General features: G+C 55.2%; 15 protein-coding genes. 4 read left to right on the top strand and 11 right to left on the bottom strand.

The features are described 5' to 3' along the window. Positions 1-158: 158 nt before the first annotated feature. Positions 159-1607 carry a tRNA uracil 4-sulfurtransferase ThiI gene (thiI, locus tag BBA90_RS15720; protein ID WP_065649959.1) on the top strand — a complete coding sequence of 483 codons (1449 nt, stop codon included), beginning with the start codon at positions 159-161 and terminating at the stop codon, positions 1605-1607. A 260-nt stretch (positions 1608-1867) separates the two neighbouring features. Here thiI and yajL read toward each other — a convergent pair whose 3' ends face one another. Together yajL and panE are read right to left on the bottom strand one after the other, a co-directional pair. Further along, the gene (yajL, locus tag BBA90_RS15715; RefSeq protein WP_065649958.1) at positions 1868-2479 is read right to left on the bottom strand and encodes a protein deglycase YajL; all 612 of its coding nucleotides are present in this window, start codon (positions 2477-2479) and stop codon (positions 1868-1870) included. Next, a complete protein-coding gene (panE, locus tag BBA90_RS15710) occupies positions 2433-3353 on the bottom strand; it encodes a 2-dehydropantoate 2-reductase (RefSeq protein ID WP_065649957.1) in 921 nt (306 codons plus the stop codon). The genes yajL and panE overlap by 47 nt, the downstream gene beginning before the upstream one ends. A 124-nt stretch (positions 3354-3477) precedes the next feature. Here panE and BBA90_RS15705 point away from each other — a divergent pair, with 124 nt between their 5' ends. Further along, positions 3478-3969, top strand: coding sequence for a YajQ family cyclic di-GMP-binding protein (locus BBA90_RS15705; protein ID WP_039382976.1), 492 nt, complete (start codon positions 3478-3480; stop codon positions 3967-3969). Here the strand turns inward: BBA90_RS15705 and BBA90_RS15700 are convergent. Further along, positions 3966-5735: a sigma-54-dependent Fis family transcriptional regulator gene (locus BBA90_RS15700; RefSeq protein WP_065649956.1), complete on the bottom strand. Its 1770-nt coding sequence runs from the start codon at positions 5733-5735 to the stop codon at positions 3966-3968. The genes BBA90_RS15705 and BBA90_RS15700 overlap by 4 nt on opposite strands. A gap of 249 nt (positions 5736-5984) precedes the next feature. Between BBA90_RS15700 and exaC the strand changes: the two genes are divergently transcribed. Next, the gene (gene exaC, locus BBA90_RS15695; protein ID WP_065649955.1) at positions 5985-7505 is read left to right on the top strand and encodes an acetaldehyde dehydrogenase ExaC; all 1521 of its coding nucleotides are present in this window, start codon (positions 5985-5987) and stop codon (positions 7503-7505) included. A gap of 29 nt (positions 7506-7534) precedes the next feature. Then, positions 7535-8575, top strand: a complete 1041-nt coding sequence (adhP, locus tag BBA90_RS15690; RefSeq protein ID WP_065649954.1) for an alcohol dehydrogenase AdhP — start codon at positions 7535-7537, stop codon at positions 8573-8575. A 33-nt stretch (positions 8576-8608) separates the two neighbouring features. Here the strand turns inward: adhP and BBA90_RS15685 are convergent, their stop codons facing one another. The 8 genes from BBA90_RS15685 to BBA90_RS15650 form a co-directional block, all read right to left on the bottom strand. After that, positions 8609-9973, bottom strand: a complete 1365-nt coding sequence (locus BBA90_RS15685) for an MFS transporter (RefSeq protein WP_065649953.1) — start codon at positions 9971-9973, stop codon at positions 8609-8611. Between the two features lie 202 nt (positions 9974-10175). Next, positions 10176-11063: a heme o synthase gene (cyoE, locus tag BBA90_RS15680; protein WP_039382978.1), complete on the bottom strand. Its 888-nt coding sequence runs from the start codon at positions 11061-11063 to the stop codon at positions 10176-10178. Between the two features lie 13 nt (positions 11064-11076). Next, on the bottom strand, positions 11077-11406 hold the full coding sequence (locus tag BBA90_RS15675; RefSeq protein WP_039382979.1) for a cytochrome o ubiquinol oxidase subunit IV: 330 nt from the start codon (positions 11404-11406) through the stop codon (positions 11077-11079). Next, on the bottom strand, positions 11406-12020 hold the full coding sequence (locus BBA90_RS15670) for a cytochrome o ubiquinol oxidase subunit III (protein ID WP_065649952.1): 615 nt from the start codon (positions 12018-12020) through the stop codon (positions 11406-11408). Before BBA90_RS15670 ends, BBA90_RS15675 begins: the two co-directional genes overlap by 1 nt. Beyond that, positions 12020-14002 carry a cytochrome o ubiquinol oxidase subunit I gene (cyoB, locus tag BBA90_RS15665; protein ID WP_065649951.1) on the bottom strand — a complete coding sequence of 661 codons (1983 nt, stop codon included), beginning with the start codon at positions 14000-14002 and terminating at the stop codon, positions 12020-12022. The genes BBA90_RS15670 and cyoB overlap by 1 nt, the downstream gene beginning before the upstream one ends. Before the next feature lie 4 nt (positions 14003-14006). Next, on the bottom strand, positions 14007-14930 hold the full coding sequence (gene cyoA, locus BBA90_RS15660; protein ID WP_065649950.1) for a cytochrome o ubiquinol oxidase subunit II: 924 nt from the start codon (positions 14928-14930) through the stop codon (positions 14007-14009). A 436-nt stretch (positions 14931-15366) separates the two neighbouring features. Continuing rightward, complete coding sequence (gene ampG / locus BBA90_RS15655; RefSeq protein WP_065649949.1) at positions 15367-16854, bottom strand: muropeptide MFS transporter AmpG; 1488 nt, start codon at positions 16852-16854, stop codon at positions 15367-15369. 56 nt (positions 16855-16910) lie between these two features. Beyond that, positions 16911-17489, bottom strand: coding sequence for a lipoprotein (locus tag BBA90_RS15650; protein WP_039382984.1), 579 nt, complete (start codon positions 17487-17489; stop codon positions 16911-16913). Between the last annotated feature and the right edge of the window lie 245 nt (positions 17490-17734).

Genomic DNA, 17734 nt, shown 5'->3' with positions numbered 1-17734 from the left:
GTTGAATGTGATTGCGGTAGCAGAAGCAGTCACGCAGTAAAGGTGGTATACTTTTGCGCCTCGGATGCGGACGCTCTCGCGATCCCCGCAATATTATGATCTTACCAGCTAAGTGCTGATGATTTTAGCACTTATTTGCCCAACGAAGCTGTGTCGCCATGAAGTTTATCATCAAGCTCTTCCCTGAAATCACCATCAAAAGTCAGTCGGTGCGGCTGCGCTTTATCAAAATTCTTACCGGCAATATCCGCAATACCCTGCGTTCTCTGAATGAGGATATCAAGGTGGTGCGCCACTGGGATCACATTGAAGTGCGCGCCAAAAACGAAGCGCTGCGTGAAACCATTGTGGATGAGCTGACGCGCATTCCTGGTATCCACCACGTGCTTGCCGTTGAAGATCGTGCTTACACGGATATGCACGATATTTTTGAGCAGACGCTGGCACTGAACCGTGAACGCCTGGAAAATAAAAGCTTCAGCGTGCGCGTAAAACGTCGCGGCACCCACAGCTTCAGTTCACAGGATGTGGAACGCTATGTAGGCGGCGGGCTGAATCAGCATATCGCCAGCGCGCGCGTACAGCTGAAGCAGCCGGATGAGACGGTTAATCTGGAGATTGAAGACGATCGTCTGCTGCTAATTACCGGCCGCTTTGAAGGGCTGGGCGGTTTTCCAATCGGCACGCAGGAAGATGTAATGTCGCTGATGTCCGGTGGTTTTGACTCCGGTGTGTCGAGCTATATGCTGATGCGACGCGGCTGCCGCGTGCACTACTGCTTCTTTAATCTTGGCGGCGCGGCACATGAGATTGGCGTGCGTCAGGTAGCACACTATCTGTGGAACCGTTTTGGTCGCTCACACCGCGTGCGCTTTGTCGCGATCAATTTTGAGCCGGTCGTGGGTGAAATTCTGGAAAACGTCGATGACGGGCAGATGGGCGTGGTGCTGAAGCGCATGATGGTGCGCGCCGCGTCAATGATTGCCGAGCGCTACGGCGTACAGGCGCTGGTGACCGGCGAAGCGCTGGGACAGGTATCGAGCCAGACGCTGACCAATCTGCGCCTGATCGATAACGCATCTGACACGCTGATCCTGCGTCCGCTGATCTCACACGATAAAGAGCACATTATTAATGTGGCGCGGCAGATCGGTACGGAAGATTTTGCGCGTACCATGCCGGAATACTGCGGCGTGATCTCAAAAAGCCCGACGGTTAAAGCGGTGAAAGCCAAAATCGAAGCGGAAGAGCAGAATTTCAATTTTGATATTCTCAACCGCGTGGTACAGGAAGCGACCAACCTCGATATCCGCGAAATTGCTGAACAGACGGAAGAAGAAGTGGTTGAAGTAGAGACCGTGGACTCATTTGGGACTAACGATGTCGTGCTGGATATTCGTGCCGCAGACGAGCAGGACGCCTCTCCGCTGGATGTCAGCGGTGTAGAGGTGAAGTCACTGCCGTTCTATAAGCTCAGCACGCAGTTTGGCGATCTGGATCAGAACCGGACCTGGCTGCTCTATTGCGATCGTGGCGTGATGAGCAAACTGCAGGCGCTCTATCTGCATGAGCAGGGTTTTACGAACGTGAAAGTTTACCGCCCATAGCACGTCAGGGACGCCACCGGGATCCCATGGGGCGTCACCGGAATTGGTTGGGGCGCCATTTATGGCGCCCGGTTTATGCGCGGTACCTTATTCAACCCAGGGGCGCATTAATGCGCCCCCTACATCTGTATCGGCAGGGGCGCCATTTATGGCGCCCGTTTTATGCGCGGTACCCGATTCGACCCAGGGGCGCATTAATGCGCCCCTTACGGTGACACCGGGATCAATTGCGCGCGCAACGCAATTCGCAGGGGCGTCCTTTATTCGCGTTCGTCAAATTCCTGATAATTATAAATGCCCGCTGCCAGCACCAGCTGTGAGGCAACTTCGCGTGCGGTCTCTTTATCCTGCAGCAGATCCACCAGCTTCAACGCAAAATCAAACGCCGTGCCCGGCCCCTGGCTGGTGAGCAGGTTTACGCGCGGATCCCATACTACGCGGCGCTCCATCCATTTCGCATCCGGAATGGTCTCTTTGAGCCCTGGAAAGCCGGTCATATTGCCAACCGGAAAGAGATCGTGCGGCACCAGAACCGTGCCGGGCGCCGCGCAGATTGCTGCCACAATTTTGCCTGTCAGATGAAACTGACGCACCGTTTCCACCAGCAACGGGCTGTCGCGGAACGTCTCCGCGCCTTTCAGCCCGCCGGGCAGAACAACGGCGTCAAAGTCGTTATCTGCCACTTCTGCCAGTGGCGCATCAGCCAGCAGGCGCACGCCGCGTGAGCATATAATTTCCCGCGAGCCGTCACTCTCTGCGCTGGCAGTGGTGACAGTAATGCCGCCGCGCACCAGCACGTCGATAGTGGTGACCGCTTCGGTCTCTTCACTGCCATGAGCGAGGCATACCAGTACGGATGGGCTGGCGTTCATATTGTGACTCCTTGCGTTTTACCAGATCATAAAGGCGGCTATTCTCCGGCAACGTGATGCCCTGACTGCGCGCGCGGCGCAGCAGGTAGCCGGTAATGTAATCAATTTCAGTTTGTCGCTGCGTACGAATATCCTGCAGCATAGAAGAGACGTTGCCGGCAGTACTGTCGATGACGTCATAAATAATGGCGCGTAGCGTCTCCACGTCCATATGCTGGCCTTCACGCGTCAGCAGCAGCGCCAGCTCGTCGCACAGCGTATTGATCTGCTCCGGCCAGGCGCGCAATGCACCGTTCTGGCACTCATGCTCCACCGTCAGCGGATTAATAACGCAGTTCACTGCCAGCTTGCGCCAGCAGGCGGAGGCGATATCATCATGCCAGGCTACATCGGGCAGCGCCTGATGCAGCAGATCCGCAAGATGGCTTAACGATGCGGCGTCACGGCTGACCGGCCCGATATGCGTAATGCCTGCCGCCACGTGGCGGATCACTGTCCCGTCATGCATCGCCGCATGCGTGGTGATCCCGCGCAGCAGCGGCTGCGTCAAATCGCGCAGTTCCTCCAGCGTACCCATGCCGTTATGCAGCAGCAGGACCGGCATGTCCGCACGCAGCACGCTCTGAAGATTTTTGATCGCCGGCGATACCTGCGGCGCTTTCAGGGTAACCAGCAGCAGATCGCTGCGCGCCAGAAACAGCGGATCGTTGGCGATAAAGGTGTGATTGCTCACCTCGCCCTGCAGATCGGTGACGTTAACGGAACAGTAGGGCTGCGGCACGCGCAGCCAGCCCTGTACGTCGTGACCCTGACGAGCCAGCGCGGTCAGCCAGACCTGCCCCAGCGCGCCACAACCCAGCACGGTAATTTTCATTCTGCCTCCTGCTGGCGGGGTGTTTTCACATCACATACTCAGTATAGCTTTGAGCTGCCGCGTGTTTTATTAGCGCATCAAGACGCGTATTATGCATGTCACTTTAGTATCAGGAGAAGAAAAGATGCCATCTTTCGATATCGTTTCCGAAGTCGAGCTGCAGGAAGTCCGCAACGCGGTAGAAAATACCAACCGTGAGCTCTCAACCCGCTTCGATTTTCGCAATGTGACCGCCAGCGTTGAGCTGAATGAAAAGAACGAGACGATCAAAATCACCACTGAGTCCGATTTTCAGGTGAAGCAGATCGTTGATATTCTGCGTGAAAAGCTGCTGAAGCGCGGCATTGAAAACGCCGCGATTGAGGTGCCGGAAGAGATTGAACACAGCGGTAAAAGCTGGAGCGTTGAGGCCAAACTGAAAAAAGGCATTGAAAGCGACGTTGCTAAAAAGCTGGTGAAACTGATTAAAGACAGCAAACTCAAAGTACAGACGCAGATTCAGGGTGACGAGCTGCGCGTGACCGGCAAATCGCGCGACGATCTGCAGGGCGCCATGGCGCTGGTGCGCGGTGGCAACCTTGGTCAGCCGTTCCAGTTCAAAAACTTCCGCGACTAACGTACTCTGGCGCGTGCTGCACGGCGGTAGAGCGTACTGCGCGCCACCCCCAGCGCTGCGGCCGCTTTGGTGATATTGCCATCAAAGCGCTGCAGCGTTTCGTTCAGCAGCTGGTCATCATGACGCTGACGTTCACCGCCCGATAAATCAGCAGGATGCTGATAGTCAGCTGGCAGCTGCGCCTGCGTAACGGGTTCGCCATCCTCAGCCAGTGCCAGCAATACCCGCAGCAGGCTGCGCAACTGGCGAACGTTACCCGGCCAGGCGTGCTGTGCCAGTATCGTCACCACGTCATTCGACAGGGTAACCTTACGCTCCGCGGCTCCCAGCTCGTGCCATAGCTGGCAAATGAACCCCGGCAGATTGGGCCATGCACGCAGCGGCGGCAGTGTCAGAGAGAACTCCTGTAACCGGTAAAGCAGATCCTCACGAAAGCGGCCCGCAGCAACCTGCTGTTTCAAATCACGATGGGTGGCGCAGATAACCGCAAAGTTCACCGGGTAGCTGCGGCTGGACCCCAGCGGTGCCACCTCTTTCTCCTGCAGTACCCGCAGCAGACGGCTCTGCAGCGCCAGCGGCATATCACCAATTTCATCCAGAAACAGGATGCCGCCGTCAGCCTCACGAATTTTGCCCGCATAGCCCTGTTTGCTGGCGCCGGTAAAGGCGCCAGGCTGATAGCCAAACAGCTCCGATTCAATCAATGATTCCGGGATCGCCGCACAGTTTATTGCAACAAAATTGCCGCTATGCCAGCGGCTCTGCTGATGCAGGGCCCGGCTGACAAACTCTTTACCGCTGCCGGTTTCTCCCTGCAGGCAGAGTGACACACCGGCATTCAGCAGGCGCACCAGCTTATCCCTGTCGTGCGGTGCGGATGTAGCGTGCGGCGCAGCGGAGGCGGCCACGCTTACCAGCCGGCGCTGCGGCGCACGTAAACGAAAGTAGTAGCGCTGGCCGTGGTACATCAGCGGCGCTGTCAGGCAGCTGTTTTGCTGTCGCAGCGCCGGAAATAGCGCTGCAAACGTCAGGCTGCTGAGCTGTTCAGGGCGTACCGCCAGCGTCTCCAGCGCCAGCCGGTTTGCGGCTGTCAGTACGTCGTCAGAAAATATCAGCAGCATTTCATCACCGCTGTCGATGCCCTGAGGATCAGCGTGCAGGCTCATCAGCCACTGCTGAGGATGCAGACTCTGCTTGACCCACAGATACTCTATCTGCCGCGCCGCATCGCGTACCTGCTGCAGCGAATGCGCATGAGAATAGTGCGCCGGGCCGGAAATATCGATAACGCCTGCCAGCTGGCCATTAGGCATCTGCAGCGGCATCGCGGCACAGTACAGCCCCTGGTTGCGCGTCAGAAAGTGCTGCTCACCGGCGATTTCGCAGCCGTTGTTGATCGCCAGCGCCGTGCCAATAGCGTTGGTGCCACGTCCGCACTCGCTCCAGAGATTGCCTGGCGCCAGAGCAAAACGCTGTGCACGCGCCAGCGCCTGCATATCTCCGCAGGTATTCAGAACCAGACCGCTGGCATCAGAAAGGATCACCACCGCCTGTTTTTCTGCCATCTGCTGCGCCAGCTGGTCGATAGCCGGCCTGGCAAACGGCTGCCAGCTGGCGTTGCTGGCGATGACATCGGCCAGTTCTCCCTGGCGCAGCCGCGGAAAATCGTCTGCGGTCGGATCAAGGCCATAGAGCTGGCTGCGCATCCAGGAGTCGCTGAGAAGCGGCGTGGCGTCAGCGGTCGAAGCGGCGGAAAATCCCTGCATGGGTAACCTCATGCCTGTGCAAAGTGTTGCGCCAGTGTAGCGTGCAGGTTTTCCAGGTGTTGCGATATGCAACACAGATAGGGAGATTACTGCGTATCTTGCCGGAAAGCCGATTGTATCATCTTGTTTTTACGTATTTTAATGATGCTGTTAAACCTGGCATGCCGGCTGCAAAGCACATCCTGTCGCGGCGTCGTACAGGCGTAGCGCCCGGTAATACTATCTGACCCCTACATCAAGGAGTTTGCGATGCGTTATGCACATCCCGGCACGCCAGGCGCGCTGGTCTCGTTCCAGGCAACCTACGGCAACTATATAGCAGGCAACTTCACGGAGCCGCTTAGCGGCCAATACTTCATGAATACCTCGCCGGTTGACGGCAGTGAGATTGCGCAGTTTCCCCGCTCAGACGCGCGGGATATCGAGCTGGCGCTGGATGCTGCACATCAGGCGGCCGACGCCTGGGGGAAAACCAGCGTTCAGCAGCGCGCCGCATTGCTGCTGCAGGTGGCCGATCGTATTGAGGCGAATCTGGAGAAACTGGCGGTAGCGGAGAGCTGGGATAACGGTAAGCCGATTCGCGAAACGCTCAATGCTGACCTGCCGCTGGCAGCCGATCATTTTCGCTATTTCGCCGGCTGCCTGCGCGCGCAGGAAGGGAGTACCGCGGAGATCGATGAAACCACGGTGGCCTACCATTTTCATGAGCCGCTGGGCGTGGTGGGGCAGATTATCCCGTGGAACTTCCCGCTGCTGATGGCGGCATGGAAACTGGCACCGGCGCTGGCCGCAGGCAACTGCGTGGTACTGAAACCTGCCGAGCAGACGCCACTGGGCATCACGCTGCTGATGGAGATCGTGGGCGATCTTTTCCCGGCCGGCGTGATCAACGTGGTACAGGGGTTTGGCCGCGAAGCGGGCGAGGCGCTGGCCACCAGCAAGCGTATTGCCAAAATCGCGTTTACCGGCTCAACGCCGGTGGGGCGTCATATCATGGCCTGCGCCGCAGAAAATATTATTCCCTGCACGGTCGAGCTGGGCGGTAAGTCGCCAAACATCTACTTTGCAGATGTGATGGAGGGTGAAGCGGACTTCATCGATAAAGCGGTTGAAGGGCTGGTGCTCGGCTTCTTTAATCAGGGGGAAGTCTGTACCTGTCCGTCACGCGCGCTGGTGCATGAATCAATCTATGAGCCGTTTATGGCACGGGTACTGGAGAAGGTCGCCGCTATCCGGCACGGCGATCCGCTGGATACCGATACGATGATTGGTGCTCAGGCTTCACGACAGCAATTCGACAAAATTCTCTCCTATATCACTATTGCGCGTGATGAAGGCGGCGACATTCTTACCGGTGGCGATAAGGCGGCAATGAGCGCTGAACTCAGCAACGGTTTCTATATTCAGCCAACGCTGATTAAAGGCAGTAACCAGATGCGCTGTTTCCAGGAGGAGATATTTGGCCCGGTGATCGGCGTAACCACCTTTAAAGATGAGGCTGAAGCGCTGGCCATCGCCAACGAAACGCAGTTTGGTCTGGGCGCTGGCGTCTGGACGCGTGATACCAATCTCGCGTATCGCATGGGGCGGGGTATCAAAGCGGGCCGGGTCTGGACGAACTGCTACCACATCTATCCGGCGCATGCGGCGTTTGGCGGTTACAAGCAGTCCGGTGTCGGGCGCGAGACGCACAAAATGGCGCTGAGTGCCTATCAGCAAACCAAAAATCTGCTGGTCAGCTACAGCACGGCGCCGCTGGGTCTGTTCTGATCGCGCCTTTACGCAACAGGAGAAGCAGAATGACAATGCACATTAAAAGCACGATGAAAGCGGCAGTGGTTAAGGCGTTTGGTGAACCGCTGGTGATTGAAGAGGTGCCGGTGCCGGCCGTCGGGCCAGGTCAGGTGCTGGTAAAAATTGCCGCCACCGGGGTCTGTCATACCGATCTGCACGCGGCGGAAGGCGACTGGCCGGTGAAGCCGGTGCCACCTTTCATTCCCGGTCACGAAGGGGTAGGGCAGGTTGTGGCGCTGGGGGAAGGGGTAAAACACCTGAAGATGGGCGATCGCGTAGGTGTGCCGTGGCTTTACTCCGCCTGCGGTCATTGCGAACACTGTCTCGATAGCTGGGAGACGCTGTGTCACGAGCAGAAAAATGCGGGTTATTCGGTGAACGGCAGTTTTGCCGAGTATTGCCTGGCTGACGCGAACTATGTCGGTATCATTCCGGACAATCTCCCCTTTAATGAAGTGGCACCGGTGCTGTGTGCCGGCGTAACGGTCTATAAAGGCCTGAAAATGACCGATACCAAACCGGGTGACTGGGTGGTGATTTCCGGCATTGGCGGGCTGGGGCATATGGCGATCCAGTATGCGGTTGCCATGGGACTCAACGTAGCGGCAGTGGATATTGATGACGCCAAGCTCGATTTTGCCCGTCGTCTGGGTGCCAGCGTGGTGGCAAACGCGAAGGAGGTCGATCCGGCACGCGTGTTTCACGAGCATTTCGGTGGCGCACAGGGCGTTCTGGTTACCGCTGTGTCGCCGAAAGCCTTTGAGCAGGCGATCGGGACGCTGCGGCGTGGCGGTACAATGGTGCTGAACGGCCTGCCGCCGGGCAAATTTGACCTGTCGATTTTTGATATGGTGCTGGACGGCATTACGGTACGCGGCTCGATTGTCGGCACGCGCAAAGATCTGCAGGAAGCGCTCGATTTTGCCGGACGTAATAAGGTAAAAGCCAGCGTAGCAGTGGAACCGCTGAGCAACATCAACGATATATTTGCGCGCATGCACGCCGGTAAAATTGAAGGGCGCATTGTGGTGGATATGTCGCTGTAAAAAAAAGCCCGACGCAGCGGTCGGGCTTATGATTCAGCAGCTGGCAAGCAGCGCTTCTATCTCAACGCGGCTCGTTACTTTACTGTCGATTTTGATATAGGCGCTTTTCTCTTCCGGCACGATAAACACGGATGCCACACCGGGCTGGGCTTTCAGCCGTTTTTCCAGATTCGGTACGGCCAGCACGGCGTCGCTCAGCACCAGTCGCAGGCTGCTGACGTAAGGTGGCTCCTGCATCGACATGGCAACAAACAGCCAGCCAGCGGCGATAATCGCCCCGATGAGAAACACCGTTTGCGCATCGATATGACCAAAGATCCAGCCGCCGAGGCTGCCGCCAATGGCTACCCCAAGAAACTGGCTGGTGGAGTAAATACCCATTGCAGTGCCTTTATAACCGGCCGGCGACTCTTTGCTGATCAGGGAAGGCAGAATGGCTTCCATCACATTAAAGGCGAGGAAAAAGAGCTGTACGCCCGCCACCAGCGTCCAGAAGTGACCTTCAGCGCCCCAGAGCACAATTTCCGCAATGATGATCAGCGCCACGCAGCTGACAAAAACCCGCTTCATGCGGCGTTTTACTTCGGCATAGATAATGACCGGCACCACGGCGACAAAAGCCACCAGCATGGTTACCAGATAGATTTTCCAGTGCTCCGCTGCCGGCAGGCCCGCCAGTTCGAACTGGCCGGGCAGGGCGACAAAGCTCGACATCAGCAGCACGTGCAGACAGAGAATGCCGATATTAAGCTTCAGCAGTCTGGGATTCGCCAGAACGGCGCGAATGCTGCCTTTTACCATTCCGGACTCGCGGTTCAGCACATGACCGCGTGCGTTTGGCACCACCAGCAGCGTAATAATGATACCCAACGTTGCCAGCAGCGCGATCATCCAGAACAGCGCATGCAGCCCAAGCGCATGCGTGACAATTGGCCCGGCCACCATAGCAATCGCAAAGGTCACGCCAAAACTGATGCCGATAAACGCCATCGCTTTGGTGCGGTTCTGCTCACGGGTGAGATCGGACAGCAGCGCCATTACGGCAGCGGCAATCGCGCCAGAGCCCTGCAGCGCGCGACCAAGAATAATGCCCCAGATTGAGGTTGTGGTGGCAGCAATCACGCTGCCAAGGACAAACAGCAGCAAGCCGCCGACAATCAGCGGCTTACGTCCGATGCGGTCAGAGAGCAGCCCGAACGGGATCTGAAAAATTGCCTGTGCCAGACCATAAATACCAATTGCCAGACCAATCAGGGTTTCGCTGGCACCCTGTAACGCCATGCCGTACGTCGTCAGCACCGGCAGAACCATAAACATTCCGAGCATACGCAGGGAAAAAACGGTACCTAAACCCCATGTAGCGCGCAGCTCTACCGGCGTCATTTTATTGTCGTTCATTCCAACCTCTGTAAGTGTCTGCCTGTCATGCACCATGCTGCAGCAGCCAGTGACACCGTGTTGCTGCAAATCGATTTATTTCGGGCATTTAGCACCCATTTTAGGGAGCAGGGGAGGGCGGGTAAAACATTTGTTTTTAAGCAGTGGTAACAAAAAGAAAGGGCGCGAAAATCGCGCCCTTTCTCAGAGTGACGGTGCCCGCTTACCAGACGTAAGTGAGCAGGTCTTTAGAGGCCGGGGCCATAAAGTCAACCGACATCATGACGCTCAGCGCGGTGATGGCGATGATAGAGAACACAAACAGTTTACGCGCCCAGACTTTATCGTTTGAGGTTTTGTAACCTGAGAGTGCCATACCCAGCCACCAGACGCTGACAGCCGCAGCCACGATCAGATATTTGTAGCCCGCATAACCGCCCAGTGAGAGCATCAGCGTGGCAATCATGAACGCCAGAATGTAGAGCGTAATATGATTTTTAGCCACGGAGATGCCTTTCACAACCGGCAGAACCGGAATGTTAGCGGCCTGGTAATCTTTAAAGCGGAAGATGGCAATCGCGTAGGAGTGCGGCATCTGCCACAGGCTAAAGATAGCCAGTAAAATCAATGCGCCTGCATCAAACTCGTTAGTGACTGCGCAGTAGCCAATCACCGGTGGCGCAGCACCGGAGAGGCTGCCGATCAGCGTTCCATAGACCGAATGACGCTTCATATAGAGGCTGTAAACGCCAACATAGACCACGAAGCCCATGACCGCCAGCCACATGGCCAGCGGGTTGGCGCCGAAATACAGCAACGCAAAGCCAGCAATACCCAACGCAGTGGCATAAACCAGGCTTACTTTCGCCGAGATCAGGCCTTTGACCAGAACCCGGTTCCGCGTTCTCTCCATTTTGATGTCGATATCGCGGTCAATCACATTGTTGAATACACAACCCGATGCGACCACCAGCGACACGCCAGCCAGCGCGGTGAGAAACAGGGGATAATCGATGCTGCCTTTCGAGGCCAGCAGAAATCCACCGATGACAGAAATTAAATTTCCGAAAATAATTCCTGGTTTTGTTACTTGCAGGTATTGCTTAATCATTACGCGTGACTCTTTAGTGGGCCATCATGTTGTAGTTGAGGTTCCACATAATCCACAGTGAACCGATCACAACAATCAGAATTATGATTGCTGAGAAGACAATGGCCACCATGTTCCAGCCACCCTCTGATTTGCTGTCCAGGTGCAGGAAGTAGACCAGGTGCACCAGCACCTGAACCACTGCACACACCAGAACCACACCCAGGATGGTGCCGTGTGAGGCACTGCCATCCATTACCATCCAGAACGGGATCGCCGTCAGGATGATAGAGAGGATGAAGCCGATCATGTAAGACTTCACGCTACCGTGTGATGCACCATGTTCGTTTACAGAATGACTCATTACATGGCCCCCATCAGATAGACAACGGTGAATACGCAGATCCACACCACATCCAGGAAGTGCCAGAACAGGCTCAGGCACATGATACGGGTGCGGTTGCTCTCAGTCAGACCCCGTTTAGCGATCTGGAACATCAGAACCGCCATCCAGATCAGACCAGAGGTCACGTGCAGACCGTGCGTACCAACCAGCGTAAAGAAGCCAGAAAGGAAGCCGCTACGGTTTGGACCGAAGCCTTCTGCGATCAGGTGATGGAATTCATAGATTTCCATCCCGATAAATCCGGCACCGAACAGGAAGGTCAGGGCCAGCCAGCCGATGACCGAACCTTTGTTCTGGTTGTTCATCGCAATCACTGCCATTCCATAAGTAATGGAGCTCAGCAGCAGCAGCGCGGTTTCAACCAGCACAAACGGCAGTTCGAAAATATCTTGACCTGCCGGGCCACCGGCAGTGTTGTTGACCATTACTGCATAGGTCGCAAACAGCGTTGCGAAGATAATGCAGTCACTCATCAGGTAGATCCAGAAGCCAAAGACTTTATTGGCTCCTGCATCGTGATGCCCATGCTCCGCATGGGCGTCGTGGTGGTGTTTTACGGTTTGAGTCGACATTATTTCAGACCTGCTTTGCTGATGTCATCAAAGTGCTTCTTCTCGATCTGCTCGATTTCAGCAACCGGAACGTAGTAATCCACGTCCTCATCGAAGCTCTTCACGATCCAGGTCACGATAGTGCCCAGGAAAGTGAGACCCGCCAGCCACCAGATATGCCAGATCATGGCGAAACCGAAGACTGTTACGAATGCAGCGATAACAATGGCCGCGCCGCTGTTTTTCGGCATATGAATTTCTTCATATTTTTCTGGCTGCTTGTATGCTTCGCCTTTCTCTTTCATTTCCCAGAACGCATCACGCTCGTGGATATGAGGGATAACAGCAAAGTTGTAGAACGGTGGTGGTGAAGAGGTTGCCCACTCCAGCGTACGACCGCCCCACGGGTCACCAGTCAGATCGCGGTTCTGATCGCGGTCACGTACCGATACCCAGAACTGAACCAGCTGGCACAGAATACCGCAGGCAATCAGCGCCGCACCGCCAGCTGCAACAACCAGCAGCGAGTGGAACTGTGGATCGATATCCTGGCTCAGACGACGGGTCATACCCATGAAGCCCAGTGCGTACAGCGGCATAAAGGCAACAAAGAAGCCGATGATCCAGAACCAGAAGGCGCGTTTACCCCAGGTTTCGTTCAGCGTGAAGCCAAATGCTTTCGGGAACCAGTAGGTCACACCGGCCATGCAACCGAACACAACACCACCGATAATAACGTTGTGGAAGTGTGCAATCAGGAACAGGCTATTGTGCAGGACAAAGTCTGCACCCGGTACGGCCAGCAGTACGCCAGTCATACCACCCACTGAGAAGGTCACCAGGAAGCCGATGGTCCACAGCATCGCTGAGTTAAACTCGATGCGACCCTGATACATGGTGAACAGCCAGTTAAAGATTTTCACCCCGGTCGGAATCGCGATGATCATCGTCATGATACCGAAGAAGGCGTTAACGTTGGCGCCCGCACCCATGGTGAAGAAGTGGTGCAGCCAGACGATGAACGACAGTACGGTAATGGCGATGGTCGCCCACACCAGTGAGGTGTAACCAAACAGACGTTTTTTCGAGAAGGTCGCGGTAACTTCAGAGAAGACACCAAAGACCGGCAGAACAAGGATGTACACTTCCGGGTGACCCCAGACCCAGATCAGGTTGACGTACATCATCATGTTACCGCCCATATCATTAGTAAAGAAATGGAAGTCGAGGTAACGATCAAGCGTCAACAGTGCCAGCGTCACGGTCAGAACCGGGAACGCAGCGATGATCAGGACGTTGGTGCAGAGTGATGCCCAGGTAAAGACCGGCATTTTGAACAGGTCCATGCCCGGCGCACGCATCTTCAGAATGGTCACGAAGAAGTTGATACCGGTCAGCGTGGTCCCGATCCCTGAGAGCTGGAGACTCCAGATCCAGTAGTCGACCCCGACGCCAGGACTATACTCCGCGCCAGAAAGCGGCGGATAAGCCAGCCAGCCGGTCTGTGCAAACTCGCCCACACCCAGAGAGATGTTCACCAGGATCACACCGACCGCGGTAAACCAGAAGCTCAGGTTGTTCAGGAACGGGAACGCAACGTCACGGGCACCGATTTGCAGCGGAACCGCGATGTTCATCAGACCTACAACAAATGGCATTGCCACGAAGAAGATCATAATCACGCCGTGGGCGGTGAAGATCTGATCGTAGTGGTGCGGAGGTAAAATACCCGCCTCACCGGCAGAAGCCATAACCTGTTGGGTACGCATCATTACGGCATCGGCAAAGCCGCGCAGCAGCATGACGAATGCCATGATGATATACATGATACCCAGTTTTTTGTGGTCAACGGAGGTAAGCCATTCTGACCACAGATACTTCCACTTACCAAAATAGGTGAGCGCGGCAACCAGCGCCAGACCACCGATGATGATAGCGGCGACCGTAACCATGATAATAGGCTCATGGTACGGCACTGCATCCAGTGTTAATTTTCCGAACATCGTATTATTCCCCGGTTCCCGCAGCAGCGGCGTGATTCATGTCCATGCCTTCGTGTGACATGTCCATTTTCCCGTGGCTCATCTTGAACTTATCAATAATTTGCTTGAAGAGTTCAGGATTCGCAGTTGAGAAATATTCCACCGGATGATTCTCACTTGGCGAAGCCAGTTTCTCAAACTCATCCATGGTGGTTAGCGTGTTAGGTGCCGCTTTAACTTTGGCAACCCACTGCTGGAATTCCGCATCATCTTTAGTTGCAATGGCCTTGAACTTCATGCCAGAGAAACCGCGACCACTGAAGTTTGATGAGATACCGTCAAACGTTCCTGTCTCATTGGCGATCAGGTGCAGTTTAGTCTGCATGCCCGCCATGGCGTAGATCTGGCTGCCGAGCGTAGGAATGAAGAACGAGTTCATCACGGAGTTAGAGGTGATTTTGAAGTTAACTGGTGTATTTGCCGGGAAGGCAATCTGGTTAACGGTGGCAATACCCTGCTCCGGGTAAATGAACAGCCATTTCCAGTCCAGCGCAACCACATCGATCTCAACAGGCTTGACGTCAGAGACCAGCGGTTTAGCCGGCTCCAGCGCATGCGTTGATTTCCAGGTCAGCACGCCGAGGAAGATGATGATCAGGATCGGAATGGTCCAGACCACGGCTTCCACTTTGTTGGAGTGTGACCAGTTAGGGCTGTACTTCGCTTCGGTATTGGTCGCCCGATATTTCCAGGCAAACACAACAGCCATTAAGACTGCCGGAATAACGACAATCATCATCAAGCCAAAGGCTGTCAGAATCAGTGAACGTTGCTCCATTGCAATCTGTCCCTTGGGATTTAACAACGCACTATCGCAGCCGCTGAGTAATACAGCGCCTGCGATTAATGACAAAATCCCCAAACATTTATTGTATTTCATGAGTCTCATTTAACGACCTCAATGACAAGGGCTCTATTGTCGTTTAAGTGTGCGCGCATTTTACGGTAAGGTTTATGCAGTGTAAACCAGCTTAAGGATGTGTCAGAAGGGTGTTGACACCTTTTGCTAAGGGAGTCACAGATGTTACGCAGAGTGACAAATTATTAACCGCGACAAGCAGTTGGCGGCAATATAACAAAAAGCAATGACAGAAACCGCAGAAAAAACAGGGAAAGCATAAACCGTACTTTTAATGCTCACTAATTTAACAATTATGCATCATTTGAGCGATAATTTTCCCACAAACTGATTGCTCACCGGATTTAAATATCGCCTGATGTTGTTAAATTAATGTTTTTATTTCGCGATGAAAAAAATGCTATTTGCGCTAATTCGCAGGCGCTATTTTTAAACAAATTAAATACCGCCTGCAAATAGCGTCTGTCTATCGTTCAGCGAGCCGGCTGGTTTTTCTTAGCGCCAGGCAGTCGAGTATCACACCCAGCATGACGGCCAGAATGGCAACGCCGAGCCCTGTCTCAAAGAGCGGCGTCAGCAGTCCGGCCATCTGGGCTGCCCCGGCAGCATGTAACGCCAGCATCAGCAGCCAGCAACCCAGCAAAGCGCAGCCTGCGGTAAACAGGCGGACAATCCAGCGATAGCCTGCAGGCCAGCAGGTACGCGTAATAAACGTGCCGCTTTGCTGCATCTGAAGAAGCGTTGTACGGCTAAGCCACAGCAGCAGCAGTCCCGGCAGCGCAGCCACCACGGTAAACGCATAAAAAGCGGACCAGCCCCACAGCTCAACCAGCCAGCCAGCGGCGGGACCCACGTAAACGCGGCCAACAGCCGCCAGCGCCGAGAGCAGAGCGAACTGGGTGGCAGAGAACGCTTTATTGCACATGGTCATCAGCAGCGCCACAAACGCTGCCGTCCCCATGCCGCCGCACAGGTTTTCGATAAATACCGCGCTGGCCATGCTCCAGAGATGGGGCGGGGTGACTGCCAGCAGCCAGTAAGCGGCGTTCGATACGGCCTGCAGAATGCCAAACAGCATCAGCGCACGAAACAGGCTCAGACGCTGCATCAGTACGCCGCCATAGAGCGCGCCGATAATGGTGGCCATCAGCCCCAGCGTTTTATTGACCAGGCCAACATCACCTGCGCTGAATCCTACGCCGCGGATAAGGAAAGTCGTCGTCAGCGACGCCGCGAAAGCATCCCCCAGCTTATAAAGGATAATCAGGGTGATCAGCAGCCAGGCATTATTACGCTGAAAAAAGTCCGCCAGGGGAAAGGTAACGGCCTGGCGCAGCGTGTGCGGTTCACGTTTGGCAGCGGCAGGCTCACGGGCCAGCAGAGTGGCAATCAATCCCGGGATCATCAGCAGCGCCATCAGCCAGTAAGTCGCGCGCCAGCCCAGATAGCGATCGGCGAGCCAGAGTGCCAGTCCGCCGGAGATAAGCATGGCCAGACGATAGCCCAGCACCGTAATGGCTGCGCCGCTGCCGCGTTCTTCCGGCGGCAGGATGTCGGTTTTCCACGCGTCGAAGACGATATCCTGAGAGGCTGAACAGAATGCGACCAGTACCGCAATAGCGGCCAGTAGCGTTAAATCCTGAGCCGGATGCATAAAGCCGAGGGCGACAATGCCGGCAATCAGCGCCAGCTGAGTCAGCAGCAACCAGCCGCGGCGACGTCCCAGAAACGGCGGCGTGTAGCGGTCCATCACCGGCGACCAGAGAAACTTGAAAACGTAAGCCTGTCCTACCAGAGAAAAGAAACCAATGGTTTTAAGGTCGACATTCTCTACGGTCATCCATGCCTGCAGCGTGCCCGCGGTCAGCGCCAGCGGTAAGCCGGAGGCAAAGCCAAGCAGCAGCAGTACCGCAGCGTTACGTTGGGTAAATATTCGCAGATAGTGAGAGGTCATAGCCAGCCTGAGGTAGTGCCCGGCACCAGACGGCCGGGCAGATGACAGCGGAGCGGTTAGCGTGCGTTCTGTTTGATGAAGTTGTTTACGCTGGTATCCTGCGCCATATCGGCGATCACATCGCTCAGGGTCGCATTAACAGCGTTGGTGATTTTGTCGTTGGTGGCATTGAAAGCGCCTTCAATGCTGTAGGTCTGACGGTAGTTTTTCACCTGCTTATTGCCGTTTTTCGCCGTGGCAATGATAGAGATGTCCGCTTTTGTTGTGATGCTGTAGCGCACGTTGCCCTGCGTGACGTCAGCGTACAGGCCATTCACCACAATTTGCAGATCGACTGCGCCGTTCGGGCCAATCATATAACCACGGGAAGTCATCTGCTTCTCCAGCACTTCCTGCAGCAGAAAACGCAGGTCGCGTGACGGCGTCAGCGTAACCAGCTGTCCATCGCGGTTAACTTTTGCCAGCGCCTGATCGCTGCGCTGATCGGCACCGTTTACGCTAACGGTCACGCCCATCAGGCTCGGATCCTGCTGTGGCAGCTGGATTTTTGGCTGAATGTTCAGGGTTGTACTGTTGCTGGCACAGCCGGCTAAAACAAAAGCAGCCAGCAGAGGGAATAACAGTTTTTTCAACATACTCATTCTCATTAGCGTTAGGTTGGGAGATAAATCCGGCGTCATCATAGCATTGCAGCGAGGTGAAAAAAGCCCCACCCGCCGGGAAATTGATTGTAAAGGCTTTTTTCAGACCAGAGAAAAACCAGCAGGTTGACCTGCCCGGATTGCCGGTTATGATGCGCTGCAGAGCGGGAATATTTTCTGATTTTTACCGGGCAGTAATGCAAAACCTACTAATATTTAAACAGATGGGGCACAGCGCT

This window comes from Pantoea eucrina (genome assembly GCF_001691555.1).
In the GTDB taxonomy this organism is placed as follows: Bacteria; Pseudomonadota; Gammaproteobacteria; order Enterobacterales; family Enterobacteriaceae; genus Pantoea; species Pantoea borealis.
This window is presented reverse-complemented; position numbering and strand designations above follow the sequence as displayed.

Coding starts and splice junctions, on each gene's coding strand:
- BBA90_RS15700 (WP_065649956.1), bottom strand. CDS start 5,735: ATGCAGGGATTTTCCGCCGCTTCGACCGCTGACGCCACGCCGCTTCTC.
- panE (WP_065649957.1), bottom strand. CDS start 3,353: ATGAAAATTACCGTGCTGGGTTGTGGCGCGCTGGGGCAGGTCTGGCTG.
- adhP (WP_065649954.1), top strand. CDS start 7,535: ATGACAATGCACATTAAAAGCACGATGAAAGCGGCAGTGGTTAAGGCG.
- exaC (WP_065649955.1), top strand. CDS start 5,985: ATGCGTTATGCACATCCCGGCACGCCAGGCGCGCTGGTCTCGTTCCAG.
- cyoA (WP_065649950.1), bottom strand. CDS start 14,930: ATGAGACTCATGAAATACAATAAATGTTTGGGGATTTTGTCATTAATC.
- BBA90_RS15685 (WP_065649953.1), bottom strand. CDS start 9,973: ATGAACGACAATAAAATGACGCCGGTAGAGCTGCGCGCTACATGGGGT.
- cyoE (WP_039382978.1), bottom strand. CDS start 11,063: ATGATTAAGCAATACCTGCAAGTAACAAAACCAGGAATTATTTTCGGA.
- BBA90_RS15705 (WP_039382976.1), top strand. CDS start 3,478: ATGCCATCTTTCGATATCGTTTCCGAAGTCGAGCTGCAGGAAGTCCGC.
- BBA90_RS15675 (WP_039382979.1), bottom strand. CDS start 11,406: ATGAGTCATTCTGTAAACGAACATGGTGCATCACACGGTAGCGTGAAG.
- yajL (WP_065649958.1), bottom strand. CDS start 2,479: ATGAACGCCAGCCCATCCGTACTGGTATGCCTCGCTCATGGCAGTGAA.
- thiI (WP_065649959.1), top strand. CDS start 159: ATGAAGTTTATCATCAAGCTCTTCCCTGAAATCACCATCAAAAGTCAG.
- cyoB (WP_065649951.1), bottom strand. CDS start 14,002: ATGTTCGGAAAATTAACACTGGATGCAGTGCCGTACCATGAGCCTATT.
- BBA90_RS15650 (WP_039382984.1), bottom strand. CDS start 17,489: ATGTTGAAAAAACTGTTATTCCCTCTGCTGGCTGCTTTTGTTTTAGCC.
- ampG (WP_065649949.1), bottom strand. CDS start 16,854: ATGACCTCTCACTATCTGCGAATATTTACCCAACGTAACGCTGCGGTA.
- BBA90_RS15670 (WP_065649952.1), bottom strand. CDS start 12,020: ATGTCGACTCAAACCGTAAAACACCACCACGACGCCCATGCGGAGCAT.